Source organism: Acinetobacter sp. YH12116 (assembly GCF_013418895.1).
GTDB classification, from domain to species: Bacteria; Pseudomonadota; Gammaproteobacteria; order Pseudomonadales; family Moraxellaceae; genus Acinetobacter; species Acinetobacter indicus.
The window spans coordinates 213,336-227,830 of sequence record NZ_VPBE01000003.1 but is presented as its reverse complement, the minus strand read 5'-3'; the positions used below and the strand labels follow the sequence as shown (position 1 = coordinate 227,830).

Below are 14,495 nucleotides of genomic sequence, written 5' to 3'. Positions count from 1 at the left end.
AAAAAACCCAGCTAAATGGCCGGGTATGGATTAATACAAATTAGGTTAAACGGCTGTTTCGGGTACCGGAATAAATGGCGCACCACGGAAACGACTGAAATTATTAAAACGGTTTTGGCAGGTCTCAAGACGTTTATCACATCCTGGATAAACCTTGATTCTTTGCCCTGCCTGCGGTGCTTCCAACAATGGCAAAGTCAATAACAAAGCCCCTGATTCATGCATGCGAATCGTCCGTTTTAGACCAGCATTGCCACCGTCTAAAAACTCAATCACACCTTGTGTGAACCATCCCTGTGGCTGATTCACCTGGCATAAAATTCGAGCTGCAGTACTGCCTGATTCAATAGTTGTCTGCACCATAAAGTTTTGACGCAATAGACCGCATGCTGTATCAAATAGCGTATTGGTACAACTTGGCTGATACAGATTTCGTGGCATCTGCACATTTAATTCATCCAGATCTGACGCAACACTAGCCTGAATTGAATTGCGATCTAAATCAGGCTCAATGATTCGACCCTCAAAAAGCTTGATGGCCCCGGCACTGGTGTCCGTTGGCGTATTCATATCCATAAAAATACGCTCAAGCTTAAATCGAGCACCATCTAGCTGGCCATTATGGAATGCCTGAACAACGTTGATGCCGTTCCATTTATTATCGTCAATACAATCAATATTGATCGATAAATTATCGACTTCAATGCCGAGTGAAAGACTGATTCCATCACGGCTGATGATTGGACCTTCTGAGCTATAAACCTGACCTGCAACCACCAGGTCAAAGTCATAATTCGTATATCGAAAAACATCGCCCTGCACCGTGGTAATGGTATAGAGATCTGCCATCACAAACTGATCAGCATCAAGCAATGCAATTAGTTTTGGGGAAGCTGCTCTCATACTTTATTTCCTAATGATCCAATCAAGGTGACTTCACCCTTCCATAGTCGATAACTGAACAGCGTGAATGCCTGGCTATCATCAGCAAATCGGCAACGATAATAAAACGTGCCTTTTACTGAAAATTTATGCCCGGCTTTCAATGGCTTTGATGCTTGAACTACACCACTTTTGCTGACTGTAATTTTCGTGTCATCCCAGAACAATTCGTCATCGTTATCGCTCCAAAATTGCTGATTGTCATCTTCATTCCAGAATGTAGGATCAAGATCCATTGCCACTTGAGATTGTGTATTTCCTAGTGGCAACTGACCTTTATATAGTTGAAATGAAGTGGTTGTACCATCGCCATTGAACGTGCAGTCATATTCATTGTCCCAAGGCATTTTGAACAGGAACGAATCAAAAGCACCACGACGAGCAATGAAAAAATCTTCAATTGCCTGTAATTCGCCCTTTCGTTCTTGAAGACCTGGCAAAGTGAGTGAAAACTCATATTTCGGCACAGCTTGATAACTTGCACGCAGTTCACGACCATTCACAGAAGTCATGATCTTAGTATTGAACATCGGCTTTCGCGTCAGGTCATAACCAATTATTAAGTCTGGAAATAAAACATCAGACATCATTTATCTCCCAAAATTACGTGCATAGCCTTTCATACTTCCAGCAACGTGACGGCTGTGTTTTCTCAAGACACGTTCGACACTCTTACCATCCAAAGCTTGAATGTTATAAGTCGGCTGTTGTACTGGTGGCATATCGTAGTCAGGTTTACGATTGGTTCGAAGGACCTCATCAAGGGTAGCATCCAGTTTTGACGAGGTTTGACCCTTCAATACACGTTCGCCTTCATCCAACCACCAGCTACCCTCTTCAGGAATCCGGTCAATACCATCATGAGCCATACCGACAGGCTGGAATGAAACAGATCCGATTGCAGCTGCTTGAGCCATTTGTAATGCCACGGCACCCGCTGCCAAGCCTGGTGCAATGAATGGACCGACCACTGGAATCGCTGAAGCCGATGTCATTACTGCGGAGAACGTAGCAGGCGCATTCATCATCACTTGAGCAATCGCCATGGCTTTTTGCACGGCAAACATGGCTTGATAAGCTTTGGAGTTTTCACCAAAGACCTGTGCCATGACACCCGCTGCACCTTGGACATAGCTCATGCCCCATTGCAGTTGCATGTTGGCACGAGAACGGAAGTACTCTTGCTCAATGAACTGCATTCGGTTGTGATGCGCTTCCCAGATTGCTTCACGCTCTTCAGCGGTATTGGCCAACGCCATTTGAGCATCAAACAGTTCTTGCGATTCGTCTATGCGTGAAAAGCGCTGCTGTGACAAAGCATGATCTTCACCCTGCCCTGTCATGTCTGAATAAGTACCACCCCATGCAGCCATGGCTGAATTAGCTCGCAAACGCTTTTGCTCTTGTATATTGGCTATATCCAGTCGATACCATGCATCCAATGCTTTCTTTTTCTCTTCAAGTTCTGCTTTATGCAGCCCTTTCGTAGACTCAAGACGCAACTTATCAATATTTAGCTGTTTTCTTAACTTTTCCTCTTCAGCTAAATGGTGCTCAGTAACTTCAAATTCTAATTCAGCAACAAATAGTTTTTGCTTAGCATTTGATAATTCACGCGCATCTCTGATCATCCGTGTCTTAGCATCACTTTTTAGATATTGAGCATCATTGATCCGTTCAATTTCTTTTTCGAGATCCATATTGATACGGTTAAGCTCATCACCGTATTCATAGATCAAGCGTTGTGCTTCCTCTATCTCTCGTTTTTGCTCACGATATGCTTTCGAACTATCTGATGTCTTTTTAGCTAATTTTGCAGCAGAATCCGCGGCTTCATTTTGTTTTCTGGCTAATTCACCTAGGCCCTCATTTACCCCACCGACTGTATTACTTACACCACGTAACTGAGCCATTTGAGCCGCTGTACCAGAGCTTGTACCTGACCACATTGCATCTAAGCGCTCTGCTGCGCCAATAACAGTATTATGCATATCAGCGCGAAACTCGGTCTGTAATGCCGCAATTTCAGCACGCGCCTCGTAAGCTGCTTTAACCAGGCCGACTGGATTCATTTCATACCAGTCCATCTCGTTCCAGATAGCGCCGCCCACCGCAGCCATACCACCTAGTGCTTTACCTACTAATTGAATTGCTGTAACCGCACCAATGGCAACCGAAGCAATCACTTTCAATACTTTTGCAATGCCATTTGATACATCTGTAAACTGCAAGCCTTGCTCAGACCCACTGAAGAATGCCTGGGCAATATCGACAAATGCCGGGATCACAGCTTGCATTAGCTGATTTTTGGCACCCTGCATTTGCAGATCGAGCAAGTACATCTGCTCTTTTAGAATCTTCGCCTGAGCAACCGTTTCATCACTCATGACTATGCCGGCACGCTCCGCAGCATCAGAATAAAGCTGCATTCCCTCCCCGCCATTTGCCAGCAATGGGATAAGGTCTGTCATATCCGAGGCCATAGACTCCAAATAAAATGACATTTGCTGCTGGGTCACTCCAGCTTCTTCGAGCTTATCGACATAAAGCTGTAATGCATCTGGACCGGACAATTTCTGCATTTTTAAAATCAGCTTTTCAGCTGCTGCTGCAGATCCTTCGGTTTTAACCGCAATTTGTTCAAAAAAATCGACACCACCACCGGCACCGATAGTTGTAAGCTCACCCAGCTTCTCATTGAAGTCTTTCATCATGTCGCTGAGCTTTTCTTGCTCAACACCATATGCCTGGGCACCCACAGCCATTTTTTGGAATTCTTGGGTCGTTGTATTCGCCCGAAGCGCGTATCTTTCTAATTCAACAGCCTGATTCGCTGTTTCCCAAGCCATGGCAGACAGGGCAATTGCTGCTGAAGCTGCGCCTGCAGCAACTGCGGTACCCATAACTTTTGCGCTGGATTTAATCTTGTCAAAAGTAGATACAGACGTGTCCTGAGCTTCTTTCATCTTTTGCTCAAAGTTTGCTGTATTTGCATCCAGCAAAATCTGAATCCGGCTTAAAATATCTGTACCCGACATAAATTTCACCCATAAAAAAACCCCGCCAGAAGCGAGGTTTTCGTAAACTTATAAACTTAATCTTTAGGAATTATCCAATTACCCTTATCGCACAGTTGCCTATCCATAAATTTAGATTTAACGCAATCCTGTGCAAATTTCGCGTAAGGTTTTCCACTCAGATCACCAGTGTAAGCGGGGCAATTCATACTATTAGCTTGTTGCATTAATAAGCTAATCTCAGATTGATATTCTGGGATCTTCTTAGACTTAATAAATTGTGTACCTCCAACAGCCAAAGACCTTTCGATCTCAATGACTTTTTCATAGACAATATATTTAGTTTTATCTTCAATTTTATTATTTAAACTCTCACAAGTTTCCTGTGCCATAACTATTGTTGGAATAGTTATTAATGATATAAAAAAATATTTCAGCATATTCTAGCCCCTCATTATTAGAAGCTAGAATATTTACATTGAAGTTAAATTTATTCAATTAATTAATGCAAAATGCGAATAATGCCCCACAAATGAACGGTCTTCAATGCTGACTTGCAAACGTTCATCATCAATCAGTTTGTCCACGACATATTGTTCATCATCTGGTACCCGAAATTTGTGACGGGCAAACAGGTCAGGAATATAAACTTCATCACCGACCTTGAAATTATGCTTTTGACTTGGCACTTAAAGCTCCAAAAACTGCTTTGATGTTACGCATTGTTTGCTCAATATCAGGTTCAGGCTCTACATATTTATTGCGATTAAATACTGTGAAATCACGAAGCACTAACTCATTTTTCACTTTTAAATCTGCAAGCGTTTTACAAACATTGGCAAACAGCGCATCTTCTCGAAGGATGCCGATAGGCTCAAGTACTGAGAAAGCTTTCCAGTACTCAAGTTCTTCAGCGCTCATACAGCTCATCAACTCGCCTACGGTCCGACCCAACCGCAATGCAAGCTGAAACATAAACATTAGTTCTGGTCGTTCTCGGAGTTTTTTAGCTCTTCAGACTCCGCTTCTTTTTCAATCTGTTTTTTAATTGCTTCTTGAGTAATGCCAATGGCTTGTAATGCCACTTTGACCATTGGATCTGTCACGTATGTTGGCAAGTTATTGATGTCTTCAAGACTTAATTTCTGCAAAATAAATTCGTTAGTTTCAGGGTCAAAAACGGTTTTTTGAAGCAATAACGCATTCGCAATATGATCTTTATCTTTTCGTTCTAAAAAGTATTCTGCACGGGATTGCAAAGTTAATGAAGTTAAAACACCGACACGACCAACATCTGGAACTTCAACGATTTCTGATGTTTTTTTACCAACGGTACCTAAGAACGCATTTACTAAATTAGACATGATTGCCTCTCATTTTTTTAAATAGATAGAATGAAAAAAACCCCGTCGAAACGGGGTCTTTTGAATGGTTTTGCTTATTAGCCTGCAGGAACTTCAGGCGGGTTTAATACTGATACACCATTTTCAAGATGGTCCACTGCACCAGAAATCGCAACAGCCATAGCTACGCGGTTCTTTTTGGCAGCTTCACGTGATGGCGCGAATTTAGTGATTGTCCCGCTAAATGTATATGAAGTCACGGCTTCATCCGGCAGTACAATATCCCAGGTATAACAATCACCTTCGATAAAAGCACGTTCCAGTGTAGCCTGCTGGGGCGTGTTGGTTCGCTGCAATAAACTCAGCTCAATACTGCCGTAGTCGATGACACCAGCGGCCAGTTTTTCTGCAAATTTTGACACAACTGAGGTCACATCATCAGTCGGGCGCTCACCTGCAGGCAATGGCAAATCCAGCACATCTGCAACCAATGTTCGTGTCGGGAAAAGACTCCCGCCAGTCACATAAAGTTCAATTCCCTGGGAATCAACTGTTCCCGCTGCGCAATCAGTCATAGTGTCTCCTAACAACTGTTATCAGATTGATGTAAATAAAAGTCAATTTGCTGCACATACAGCATTGTTTCTTCATCGTGGTCTGAACGCTCTGCGACAGCCGAACAGCCCCCGTAAGGATTTTGTTTCGTGAATAATCGTTTAATGAAATTTGAATTCTTCACTGCCTGCAGCTTTTCACGATGGTAAACATTGACCTGCACGCGCACCTGGTCATAACCGAGCCAGCCAGCCGTGCTCTCCTGCGGTACCGTACTCACATCCTGATAAGTCACATAACCGTTTTCCAGGTTCTCACCTTCAGGCAATGGTGCAGGCCCACAGTTAAAATGCTGTTTCAACAGCTCATAACAGATTTCAATCGCTAGCATCTGTAGTCACCTGCTGTTTTCTAATCACTGATTTAAGTCGGCGGGCATAACTCGTTTTAAACCGCGCAACTACACGCTCTTTGTGAATATCGAAATTTTTTCTGAGGAAAGAATCAGCTGGTATATGTGGAGTCCCGTACTCGGCAAATCGCCAGTAAAACGCACGGTTCAATACATAAATTCCGACACCGACACTTTTATCCAGTTTCACACGCTTAAATTTTATTGAGTTCTGCAATGTCCCCGGCTGAATCAGCTTCCTTGAACCTTGTGGATTCCCCGCCCGGCGTGCCTTGGCTGAACCGCGCCAATAGCGGTAATAAGCCTTTTCCGCACGTGGAGCATCAGCAACTACATCTGCATGCAGCTCCTTTAAGGCATAACGACAAGCACTTTGAGTGATGCTTTTCTGCCGAGCCAGGTTTACAAGGCTGGCCAGCTGCTTTTGCAAGTCGTCTACGCCTTCAATCTCGACAGATGATTCAATCATAATTTTCCTACCGTACACATAATCCGGTGCTTGGCACGACTCACCGGCAAGATTCCGGTAATCGCATAAATTTTCTGGTTATCGACATCACGCAACTGATGTTCAGGCAACAAGTCAGGGAAATCTTCAGGCCGGTAATTGATCTGGACCACCAGGGCCGATCCTATAGCGCCACTGGATGAGAATGCTGTTGTATTGACTGGCACCTCGCCACCATAGAATTGGCCTATGCTGTTCCATATCCATTTTTTCTGGCCAGCACTGTCTTTTTCTTCAGTCCGTTGCAGTACTTCATATAAATGATCTAGATCGCCTGATTGCATGGTTATACTCCCTCAATCACAACGCGAACTTTGCCATAAAGCTTTTCGCGGAAAACTTCACCACGACCTTTATCTATGACGAGTTTTCCATTTTCCATTTTGGCACGCTCGATATAGCCCTGTTCTTCATCCGCAACTAATACATTTCTGACTTCGTGATCATTTAAAAAAATAGACACTTTGCCAACGTAGCGCTTTGGATCTCGATTCACATCATCCACAGTTAGACGCATATCACACCCCCATTTTTCGGTATGGCAGCATGTACATCTCTACTGCTTGATTGACGTACAAATTGACTTCTGTTTGAGCTGCTCGGTTCTCGTACATATCAGTGATGATCAACAAAGCAGCAATGGTCAAATCTTCATGCAGTACGCCTTCGACCAGCACTTCTTCGAGCGGCCGATCTAAAAAATTTTGAATATGCTTAAGCGCTGCTTTTGTGAGTAATCCGATGTAATCGTCATCACGGTTATGCAGTACACGCAACTGCTTTTTGACAATAGCCGGGTCAATATAATCACTCATAAAAATAGCCTTTTTGCGACACGAAAAGAGTTAAAAAAAGCACCCCGAAAGGTGCTTTTTATTTCAGAAATTAGCCTTCACCGACTGGAGGCGTTACTGCAGGGATTTCAGGTAAATCACCAGCGACACATGCATCAGGTAATACCACTGCGCCAGAAGCACGCATTTCTGCCAAAATTGTCACTAAGTTTTTGGTTACGTTGTTGCCATCTTCTGTTGATACAGTAACAGCAACATCTTCACGGATTAAACCGTCAAAACCAATCGCCAAGTTACCTACCCAATATTTTCCTTTAGGCATTGAAGCTGCGAAAACAACAGGCACGCCCCAAAGTACTGGCTGAACCGCTGCACCAGGTGCGCCAAATACATAGTGACCATCTTCACCTTTGATACGCTCAATTTTGCCCCAATCTTCTGGGTTTAAAATGATGCTGTCAGGTAAAAGATATGAATCAGCGGCTTTATATTTCGCTTGGTTCAATACATCAATTGCTGTTGCATCAGCTTCTGCAGTGATTTCAACATAGTTGTCTTCTTCAAGCAGACCACTGAAGCATTTAGGATTCTGTGATGTTGGTGTATGGCCATTAACGACAAAATATTCAAGCTTCAAACGTACACCATAAGTCATACGGGTTTCGATATAGTTTGCAAGCCATGTCATATCTGCCAAAACTTGCTTAGATGCACGAATCCAGTGTGCAATCGTGCCGATATTCAGCTGAACTGGACCAAATTCAAGATCAGATTCTGCTTTATCTGTATTTTCAGGCGCAATATCTGCCATGATTTCGAAAGCAGATTCACGGAGGAATACTGCAACATCGCCATCTGCTGAACCCCAGTTGATCAAATCAATCACTGATAAAGGTGCTTGGAATGATGTACGAGACACATCATTTTTTGCCAACGTTCCATTAGTACCTAAGCCTGCCAAGGTGATGACGTTACGTGCATTGATCCCTTCAAAGACCACTGATTCTTTTTTCTTGCCTGAACGAGTTGCCATTGTTTTGGCAAATTCGACCGCATCCTTGTTGCGAATTAAAGCTGCTGCAATGGTGTCTTGTTCACCACGACTGCGATCATGGACACCATCGACCAGCTGTTGCTGAATTTCTTCAATTTCACCGGTCAAGCGCGCCACTTCTTTAGAACGATTTTCCAACTCTGTTTTAAGGTCTTCTGGCAAACCATCCAGTGCAGATAGGCGATCACGATAACGCTCAAGCAAAGTGTCAAGCTGGCTAATACGATCACGTAATTGAATCGCCATCTGATCCAGATTGGCTGTATCACGTGCAAGTAGGTTTGAAAAAGGCTGAGCCTGTTGAGTTGCTGCAGATGCCATAGCTAAAGCAAGAGCTGGTGTTGATAGTGCTTTCATAATTTTTTCCATGCATAGAAATTAAAAAACCCGCTTTTCAGGCGGGTCATGTTTGAAATTGAAATTATTTGCTGTCCAGAAACTCAAACGGATCTTTAAATGGCTCTGGTTCAGCCGGTGGCGGCTCCGACTTCTGAATGCCAGAAATCCGGGACATCAGCTTTTTGGCATAATCACCGACAAGGCCCATGGATCGAAGCAACTCTTCAGCATCATCTTCCGACTGAATCGCTGCAATCGCTTCCTCGTTAATCACTCGCGCTGCGCTATCCGCCGGCTCATCCACAATACTGATTTCATAAACATCAGCACGCTTGATTTCCACATGCGTCCCTTTGTCTTCCATATCCAGAGAATTTGGGGGAAAAAACGCAATCGAAAAACCATCGACTGTGCCATGCTGAACCATTGCTGCAACATCCTGGGCAATTGCCAGCCCGGGTGTCAATTCGATCTCAAGATACAAGCCCTGGTCATCTTCTTTTAAAACTGTGATTTTCCCGACACGCATGCCCATTCGGGAATCAACGTAATACAGTCGCCAACCGTGGTTGTAATAGCAGTGAACCTTCTTTGTGCCCGCCTCAAATGCTGCACACACTTCAGCAAATGCACCACGAATGAATTTTTCACCGTAATAATTGATTGAATCCCACTTGACCGCATAACCGCTGATTTTCACCACACCTGTCTTTTCATCTTTGTCGATAAATCGACAGTTATCCACAGTAATTGGCATGCGCCGACATTGAACTTTCGGCAAGTTTGGCAGTGCCTTATTCCGCACTAGCAGGTTTTGATTCATTAGCTTTCGCTCCATAATTGCCTTTTTTCATACGTTCGGCAGTGGTCATGTTGACTGGTACCAGTAATTCATCACCATACGGCAATGGTGCATCCCCTTCCTCGACCCGGATCTGGTTCGGTGTGGCCTGTGAACTCAAGATTCGGTCCTTGTTCGATTTAATCCGCTCAAGATAAGATGCTCTTAACAGATCCTTGGTCTTAAACTCGAACTCATATTCATCCCATTCATGCCGTTGCAGCAGATGAATCCGGGCACTTTCTTCAATCCGCTCCAGATACGGACGTAAACCGAATTTATGGAAGCCATCGACCAGCTGCTCGATACCACTGCCCCAGGTCGTACTTGAATCGGCACTAAAAATCAGAATCGGATTGACACCAAAGTAACGGCAAGACTCTTCAACCGACATTTTCCGGATTTCAATCAGTTCCAGATCCTCTGGTGTCAAACTAATCTGCTCGAACTGCATATTGCCTTCTAGTACGGCCAAATCCCCGTCATCACCGTTAATTAAAATATCCAGCTCACCACGCAGCGCATCACGCTGTTCTTTTTTCAGATATTTGTCGGTTTTTAATGCACCGGTCGGCTTGGCACCGTTCGACATGAGCCGGGAAGTTTTATCCACCCCGGCAAGGCCAACGCCAATTGACTGGGCACCGTAGGCAATCGGCGACATTCCGACAAATCCGGTACCAAAAAGTTTGATATGCCAGATTTCCTTGTCCGTATATTCGACCGTCTTGTTAGCTAGCTTGCACTTGTATAGTGGCGTGCCATTGTCCTGGATACTTGGTTCCACCGATCCAGAGTTAATCACCTGCAAACTGACCAGCTTTTTTCCCGAATAATCCTTTTTAACGTAGGCATTGCCTGCGACCAGGTTCAGCATGAGCTGTTCAAAGAACTCAACCCGCGTCTGGTACCGGTTCGGCTTGTTGTATAGCAGCCGAATCACATCATGATCTTTGACTTGAGAACGTGTACCGTCAGCACTGAGCTTGTACATGTGCAAGGGCAAGGTGGCCACCGATTCAGTCAGGATTTTGACGCAGGCAAATACAGCACTGAGCGTCATTGCACTGTCGAATGTCACAGGCTTCGCTGTTCTAAAACCAGAACGGGGACGATCAAAAATAGTCGTCCCCGTTCTGTCTTGCATCGGTCCGGTGCTCCGGGCCTTCAGCTTATCGCGATTGGTTTTATCACGAATTTTCATTTTATCGCGCTTTTTACTCATCGCTTCGCTACCTTAATCATGTCATTCAACCAGTCATCAATGTTTCCATCAGCTTCACCTGGTACCAAATCAAAAACGGATTCATTGTCATAGTGCATGGCCCGTGATGCCGCAATGATCAAGCCCACTGCCGCATCAATTTTCTTGGCTGGTGCGCTCTTACGCGGAAAAATATTTTCTTTCGCGTCCGGCTTCACCACCACGTTACACATACACCACTTGAGGACCGGATCGCCATTGTGATGCAGCCGGCCTTCCGTGAGTAAAACCTCAATCCACTTCATGGCCGGGTCCAAAAACTCGACCTGCTGCGGTACCTCAATCACATTAATATCTTGGTCTAGCAGGTTCGATGTCAGCTGGGCCGCATGGTATGAATCGTGCCCCAGTTCATAAAACGGGTTATCCATGTGGAAATTTTCAATATCCTGCTGGATTCGGTTGAAATCCGTTGATTTCCCCTCAGTCACAATCAGATGGCCTTGGTCACGCCAGACCGGATATTCATCCGGGCGTTTTTCACCATTAATGGCTTCTTTGGTCTCGACCACATGCTCATTGATGTAACTGCTGATAAATGCGTACCAGTGAACCTTTCCATTTTCCATTTTTGGCCGTAATCGGCCCCAGCAGGCCAAATCCAGACGGCTTGCAAGGTCATAACCGCCAAAACAGACTTGTCCAGCAAAGGAATCTTCGCCCACATCGCGCTCAGCACGCTCCCAGATCGTCGGTGCAATCCAGCCATCCACCGCGCCAACCCATTCGTTCAGGTGTTTTTGGCGGGTAATACTTTCCTGTTTTGGACTGACTTTGACTTTTTCGAACACCGAATGCAGATATTTTTCAGTCACTGAGACCCCATAATTGGGGTTCGCCTTTGGCCAAACCTTTGGATCTAACCAGTCATCACCACGGTCCAGGCAGAAAACCATGCCAAAGTACTGCTCATGAGTAGCTTTACCTTTCAAAATGTCGACTACAACCTGACGTTCCTGATAACACTTGGTCGTGGTATCGTCACCAGCCGTGGTAATGGCCAGAATCAGCGGCTCTTCACGTGCCGCGATACCATTGGCCACAATGTCATACATGTCAGCCGTCTTGTGGGCATGCAGTTCATCAATAATGGCCGCATGAACGTTCAGACCGTCTTTTGTCCCGCCCCGATCTTGTGATAGCGCTTTAAGAACGCTGTTTGTCTCGGTCTGGAACACCGTATATTGTGAAAACTCAATGCCGAACCGCGCGCGCATTTTTGGCGAGTACTCGACCATTTTTTTCGCATCGTTAAATACGATTTTGGCCTGTTCAGCTGAAGTTGCGGCTGTATAAACCTCGGCCCCCATCTCACCGTCAATAAATCCGAGATACAGGGCAATGGCCGCCAGCCATGTCGATTTACCATTCTTTTTGGCGACTTCGATATAAACATATAAAAACCGCCTTTTTCCTTCCTGGTCTATCCAGCCAAAAATATTCAGTGTGGCAAAAACCTGCCACGGCTCCAGAATCAGAGACTGGCGGGTACCGTCAGCTCTAAGTTTTGCCAGCTTCCCTTTGACATGCGGACAGGTTTCCACAAAAAAGAGCGCATGATGCGCTCTGTCTAGGTCCAGCTCATAATCGAAATCTATATCCGGCTTTGGCGTGTACTTTAATTTTTTCAGCAACGCCTGGGCTTCTTCATCAACCGATGTGACATCAAAGTTTGATCGGCTTAAATCAGTTAAGAATCTTTTTACCGCAAGCTTTTCCAGCTGCCCTGCCGTTCTTGCTCCAGATCGAACATCAAGGCAGTACTGGAGCGAAATTTTGAAATAATCCCGCATTAAAACTTACTCAACAACTTTGACGAGCCGTAAAGCCGTCATAAGGGTCATTTTCTTCATTCGTTGCAGCTGCTGCACCGAATAAACCTAATTGCTGCTGTTTATTCACTTTCACCCCAGAGCGAGCTGCTGGTGTAAGTCCGAACTCACGCGCAGTTTTAATAATTTGTTCCTGCAGTTTGTTCCGGATCTGGAGCCAGGCGGCCTGAACTTCAAAACCATTCGGCGTTTTGGCCACCCATTTTTCAACATCCTGCAGCCGTTCCATTGCATCGGCATAAGCGGCCATATTGTCACAATGCAAACCGAAAACATCTCCATCGACTACCGACAGCAATCCAGCCTGAACCAGTGTTGGTCCCAATATATCCCAATGCTTTTTTGCCTTTTTGTTTAACCATGCCGGGCAAGGCGGCATTCCTAAATCCACTGCAGCATTCGCTACTTGTGCACCTTCATCTCGGTCATCTCGAATTCGGGCACCGGATAAAATTTTTTCTTGCAACGGCTTAGGAGGTCGGCCAGTTCTAGACATATGAGCCTCCAAAATTTAATTTGTGAAAAATGTTCGGAGGTATACCCCCCTCTGGACTTTTGACCACGTGAAAATTTGTCGGGGGGGCGGTCTTTTCCGGGAGGTCGCTTTTGACTTTCGACCCCATATCCCCCTGATTAATTTGAAATCGGTGCCCGTCTTTCCGAGCTGTCATTTGCTTTCACATAAGCGTGCTGTCTTTCCAGCTGTCAACATCGAGACTAGCTAACGTGTGCAGTCTCAGTATGTCTTTTGAAATGTGAGTGATGCAGTCGGCCACCGTTGCCATCTTCATCTTGAACAAACACTGTCTTGTCATGGACTTCAATCACGGTGAACACTGTCTTGTCATCGCAGAGTAAGCATTCCTGTGCGTACTCAGTAGCAACCAGCAAGCGGTCATTGACCTGAAATTCATTCTTGCTGTCACGATTGGCTTTAACCTGTTTGACCACTGGCGACCAGCTGCCCCGATCTTCTGATGCAGTCTTGATGTTATGGTGTGTTTCACATAACGGTTGCCAGTTCTTTTTATCCCAGAACAATTCTTTGTCGCCTTTGTGTGGAACGATATGATCGACCACCGTTGCAGGCATCACATAACCTTTGCGACGACACTCAACACAAAGCGGATGCTCCAACAAGAATTGGTCACGATGTTTTTTCCACTCGGCATCATAGCCACGTTGATGTGCAGTCCCGCGATCACGGTCACGTTGCTTCACTCGGCTCTGATGTTTGTCGCAATATCCTTTGTTCGATGCAAAGTCTTTACAGCCCGATGATAGACATGGACGCTTAGCTTTCTGTGGTGCTTTGTTCATGTTTCACCGGAGTAACTTTGATGGAACGTTTAATAATTAATTCACGCAGTTTCTGTGTTGCTTTCAGTTGAATGATCTTGTCCACTGCATGAAGCGCTGTGAGCAATAGCATTCGACGTTTAGGCATCTTCACCGAGATACGAATGATCTGATTGTTATCCATGCGTTCACCCTAAAAAAAGAACTGTATGCCCGGCCCCGCGCCCGACATACAGCCATAAAAAAAGAGCCTCTGGGGAGAGACTCTTAAAAACTTACAGCGCTTTAGAAACAG

Annotated in this window: 20 protein-coding genes; all 20 read right to left on the bottom strand. The window is 45.0% G+C overall.

The window, feature by feature from the left end; translation table 11 throughout:
- Window positions 1-45: 45 nt before the first annotated feature.
- Window positions 46-903, bottom strand: coding sequence for a DUF2163 domain-containing protein (locus FTU54_RS03840; RefSeq protein WP_180074516.1), 858 nt, complete (start codon window positions 901-903; stop codon window positions 46-48).
- Entirely contained in the window at window positions 900-1,529 is a 630-nt protein-coding gene (locus FTU54_RS03835) for a DUF2460 domain-containing protein (protein ID WP_180074515.1), read from the bottom strand. The genes FTU54_RS03840 and FTU54_RS03835 overlap by 4 nt, the downstream gene beginning before the upstream one ends.
- A gap of 3 nt (window positions 1,530-1,532) precedes the next feature.
- On the bottom strand, window positions 1,533-3,980 hold the full coding sequence (locus tag FTU54_RS03830; RefSeq protein ID WP_180074514.1) for a hypothetical protein: 2,448 nt from the start codon (window positions 3,978-3,980) through the stop codon (window positions 1,533-1,535).
- A 56-nt stretch (window positions 3,981-4,036) separates the two neighbouring features.
- The gene (locus FTU54_RS03825) at window positions 4,037-4,399 is read right to left on the bottom strand and encodes a hypothetical protein (protein WP_180074512.1); all 363 of its coding nucleotides are present in this window, start codon (window positions 4,397-4,399) and stop codon (window positions 4,037-4,039) included.
- A gap of 54 nt (window positions 4,400-4,453) precedes the next feature.
- A complete protein-coding gene (locus FTU54_RS03820) occupies window positions 4,454-4,648 on the bottom strand; it encodes a hypothetical protein (protein ID WP_180074510.1) in 195 nt (64 codons plus the stop codon).
- A complete protein-coding gene (locus FTU54_RS03815; RefSeq protein ID WP_180074508.1) occupies window positions 4,629-4,880 on the bottom strand; it encodes a hypothetical protein in 252 nt (83 codons plus the stop codon). The genes FTU54_RS03820 and FTU54_RS03815 overlap by 20 nt, the downstream gene beginning before the upstream one ends.
- Before the next feature lie 59 nt (window positions 4,881-4,939).
- Entirely contained in the window at window positions 4,940-5,323 is a 384-nt protein-coding gene (locus FTU54_RS03810) for a hypothetical protein (RefSeq protein ID WP_180074506.1), read from the bottom strand.
- Window positions 5,324-5,400: 77 nt separating this feature from the next.
- Window positions 5,401-5,877 carry a hypothetical protein gene (locus FTU54_RS03805; RefSeq protein WP_180074504.1) on the bottom strand — a complete coding sequence of 159 codons (477 nt, stop codon included), beginning with the start codon at window positions 5,875-5,877 and terminating at the stop codon, window positions 5,401-5,403.
- An 8-nt stretch (window positions 5,878-5,885) separates the two neighbouring features.
- On the bottom strand, window positions 5,886-6,248 hold the full coding sequence (locus tag FTU54_RS03800; RefSeq protein WP_180074502.1) for a hypothetical protein: 363 nt from the start codon (window positions 6,246-6,248) through the stop codon (window positions 5,886-5,888).
- On the bottom strand, window positions 6,235-6,738 hold the full coding sequence (locus FTU54_RS03795; RefSeq protein ID WP_218949463.1) for an HK97-gp10 family putative phage morphogenesis protein: 504 nt from the start codon (window positions 6,736-6,738) through the stop codon (window positions 6,235-6,237). Before FTU54_RS03795 ends, FTU54_RS03800 begins: the two co-directional genes overlap by 14 nt.
- Window positions 6,735-7,061: a head-tail adaptor protein gene (locus tag FTU54_RS03790; RefSeq protein WP_180074500.1), complete on the bottom strand. Its 327-nt coding sequence runs from the start codon at window positions 7,059-7,061 to the stop codon at window positions 6,735-6,737. The genes FTU54_RS03795 and FTU54_RS03790 overlap by 4 nt, the downstream gene beginning before the upstream one ends.
- A gap of 2 nt (window positions 7,062-7,063) precedes the next feature.
- Window positions 7,064-7,294, bottom strand: a complete 231-nt coding sequence (locus FTU54_RS03785; protein WP_180074498.1) for a hypothetical protein — start codon at window positions 7,292-7,294, stop codon at window positions 7,064-7,066.
- Between the two features lies 1 nt (window position 7,295).
- The gene (locus FTU54_RS03780) at window positions 7,296-7,592 is read right to left on the bottom strand and encodes a head-tail connector protein (protein WP_180074496.1); all 297 of its coding nucleotides are present in this window, start codon (window positions 7,590-7,592) and stop codon (window positions 7,296-7,298) included.
- A 70-nt stretch (window positions 7,593-7,662) separates the two neighbouring features.
- Window positions 7,663-8,982 carry a phage major capsid protein gene (locus tag FTU54_RS03775; RefSeq protein WP_180074494.1) on the bottom strand — a complete coding sequence of 440 codons (1,320 nt, stop codon included), beginning with the start codon at window positions 8,980-8,982 and terminating at the stop codon, window positions 7,663-7,665.
- 64 nt (window positions 8,983-9,046) lie between these two features.
- Window positions 9,047-9,721, bottom strand: coding sequence for an HK97 family phage prohead protease (locus FTU54_RS03770; RefSeq protein ID WP_257223794.1), 675 nt, complete (start codon window positions 9,719-9,721; stop codon window positions 9,047-9,049).
- A 37-nt stretch (window positions 9,722-9,758) separates the two neighbouring features.
- Window positions 9,759-11,030, bottom strand: coding sequence for a phage portal protein (locus FTU54_RS03765; RefSeq protein WP_180074490.1), 1,272 nt, complete (start codon window positions 11,028-11,030; stop codon window positions 9,759-9,761).
- The gene (locus FTU54_RS03760) at window positions 11,027-12,862 is read right to left on the bottom strand and encodes a terminase large subunit domain-containing protein (protein ID WP_180074488.1); all 1,836 of its coding nucleotides are present in this window, start codon (window positions 12,860-12,862) and stop codon (window positions 11,027-11,029) included. The genes FTU54_RS03765 and FTU54_RS03760 overlap by 4 nt, the downstream gene beginning before the upstream one ends.
- Before the next feature lie 10 nt (window positions 12,863-12,872).
- The gene (locus FTU54_RS03755) at window positions 12,873-13,397 is read right to left on the bottom strand and encodes a phage terminase small subunit P27 family (protein WP_180074486.1); all 525 of its coding nucleotides are present in this window, start codon (window positions 13,395-13,397) and stop codon (window positions 12,873-12,875) included.
- Between the two features lie 221 nt (window positions 13,398-13,618).
- A complete protein-coding gene (locus tag FTU54_RS03750; RefSeq protein WP_180074484.1) occupies window positions 13,619-14,221 on the bottom strand; it encodes an HNH endonuclease signature motif containing protein in 603 nt (200 codons plus the stop codon).
- Window positions 14,196-14,384 (bottom strand): hypothetical protein, encoded by a 189-nt coding sequence (locus FTU54_RS03745; protein WP_180074482.1) that lies wholly within the window; start codon window positions 14,382-14,384, stop codon window positions 14,196-14,198. Before FTU54_RS03745 ends, FTU54_RS03750 begins: the two co-directional genes overlap by 26 nt.
- Window positions 14,385-14,495: the final 111 nt, after the last annotated feature.

Excerpts from the sequence above, each read along its gene's own strand:
- FTU54_RS03840 (WP_180074516.1), bottom strand. The coding sequence starts at position 903 with ATGAGAGCAGCTTCCCCAAAACTAATTGCATTGCTTGATGCTGATCAG.
- FTU54_RS03835 (WP_180074515.1), bottom strand. The coding sequence starts at position 1,529 with ATGTCTGATGTTTTATTTCCAGACTTAATAATTGGTTATGACCTGACG.
- FTU54_RS03830 (WP_180074514.1), bottom strand. The coding sequence starts at position 3,980 with ATGTCGGGTACAGATATTTTAAGCCGGATTCAGATTTTGCTGGATGCA.
- FTU54_RS03825 (WP_180074512.1), bottom strand. The coding sequence starts at position 4,399 with ATGCTGAAATATTTTTTTATATCATTAATAACTATTCCAACAATAGTT.
- FTU54_RS03815 (WP_180074508.1), bottom strand. The coding sequence starts at position 4,880 with ATGAGCGCTGAAGAACTTGAGTACTGGAAAGCTTTCTCAGTACTTGAG.
- FTU54_RS03810 (WP_180074506.1), bottom strand. The coding sequence starts at position 5,323 with ATGTCTAATTTAGTAAATGCGTTCTTAGGTACCGTTGGTAAAAAAACA.
- FTU54_RS03805 (WP_180074504.1), bottom strand. The coding sequence starts at position 5,877 with ATGACTGATTGCGCAGCGGGAACAGTTGATTCCCAGGGAATTGAACTT.
- FTU54_RS03800 (WP_180074502.1), bottom strand. The coding sequence starts at position 6,248 with ATGCTAGCGATTGAAATCTGTTATGAGCTGTTGAAACAGCATTTTAAC.
- FTU54_RS03795 (WP_218949463.1), bottom strand. The coding sequence starts at position 6,738 with ATGATTGAATCATCTGTCGAGATTGAAGGCGTAGACGACTTGCAAAAG.
- FTU54_RS03790 (WP_180074500.1), bottom strand. The coding sequence starts at position 7,061 with ATGCAATCAGGCGATCTAGATCATTTATATGAAGTACTGCAACGGACT.
- FTU54_RS03785 (WP_180074498.1), bottom strand. The coding sequence starts at position 7,294 with ATGCGTCTAACTGTGGATGATGTGAATCGAGATCCAAAGCGCTACGTT.
- FTU54_RS03780 (WP_180074496.1), bottom strand. The coding sequence starts at position 7,592 with ATGAGTGATTATATTGACCCGGCTATTGTCAAAAAGCAGTTGCGTGTA.
- FTU54_RS03775 (WP_180074494.1), bottom strand. The coding sequence starts at position 8,982 with ATGAAAGCACTATCAACACCAGCTCTTGCTTTAGCTATGGCATCTGCA.
- FTU54_RS03770 (WP_257223794.1), bottom strand. The coding sequence starts at position 9,721 with ATGCCAATTACTGTGGATAACTGTCGATTTATCGACAAAGATGAAAAG.
- FTU54_RS03765 (WP_180074490.1), bottom strand. The coding sequence starts at position 11,030 with ATGAGTAAAAAGCGCGATAAAATGAAAATTCGTGATAAAACCAATCGC.
- FTU54_RS03760 (WP_180074488.1), bottom strand. The coding sequence starts at position 12,862 with ATGCGGGATTATTTCAAAATTTCGCTCCAGTACTGCCTTGATGTTCGA.
- FTU54_RS03755 (WP_180074486.1), bottom strand. The coding sequence starts at position 13,397 with ATGTCTAGAACTGGCCGACCTCCTAAGCCGTTGCAAGAAAAAATTTTA.
- FTU54_RS03750 (WP_180074484.1), bottom strand. The coding sequence starts at position 14,221 with ATGAACAAAGCACCACAGAAAGCTAAGCGTCCATGTCTATCATCGGGC.
- FTU54_RS03745 (WP_180074482.1), bottom strand. The coding sequence starts at position 14,384 with ATGGATAACAATCAGATCATTCGTATCTCGGTGAAGATGCCTAAACGT.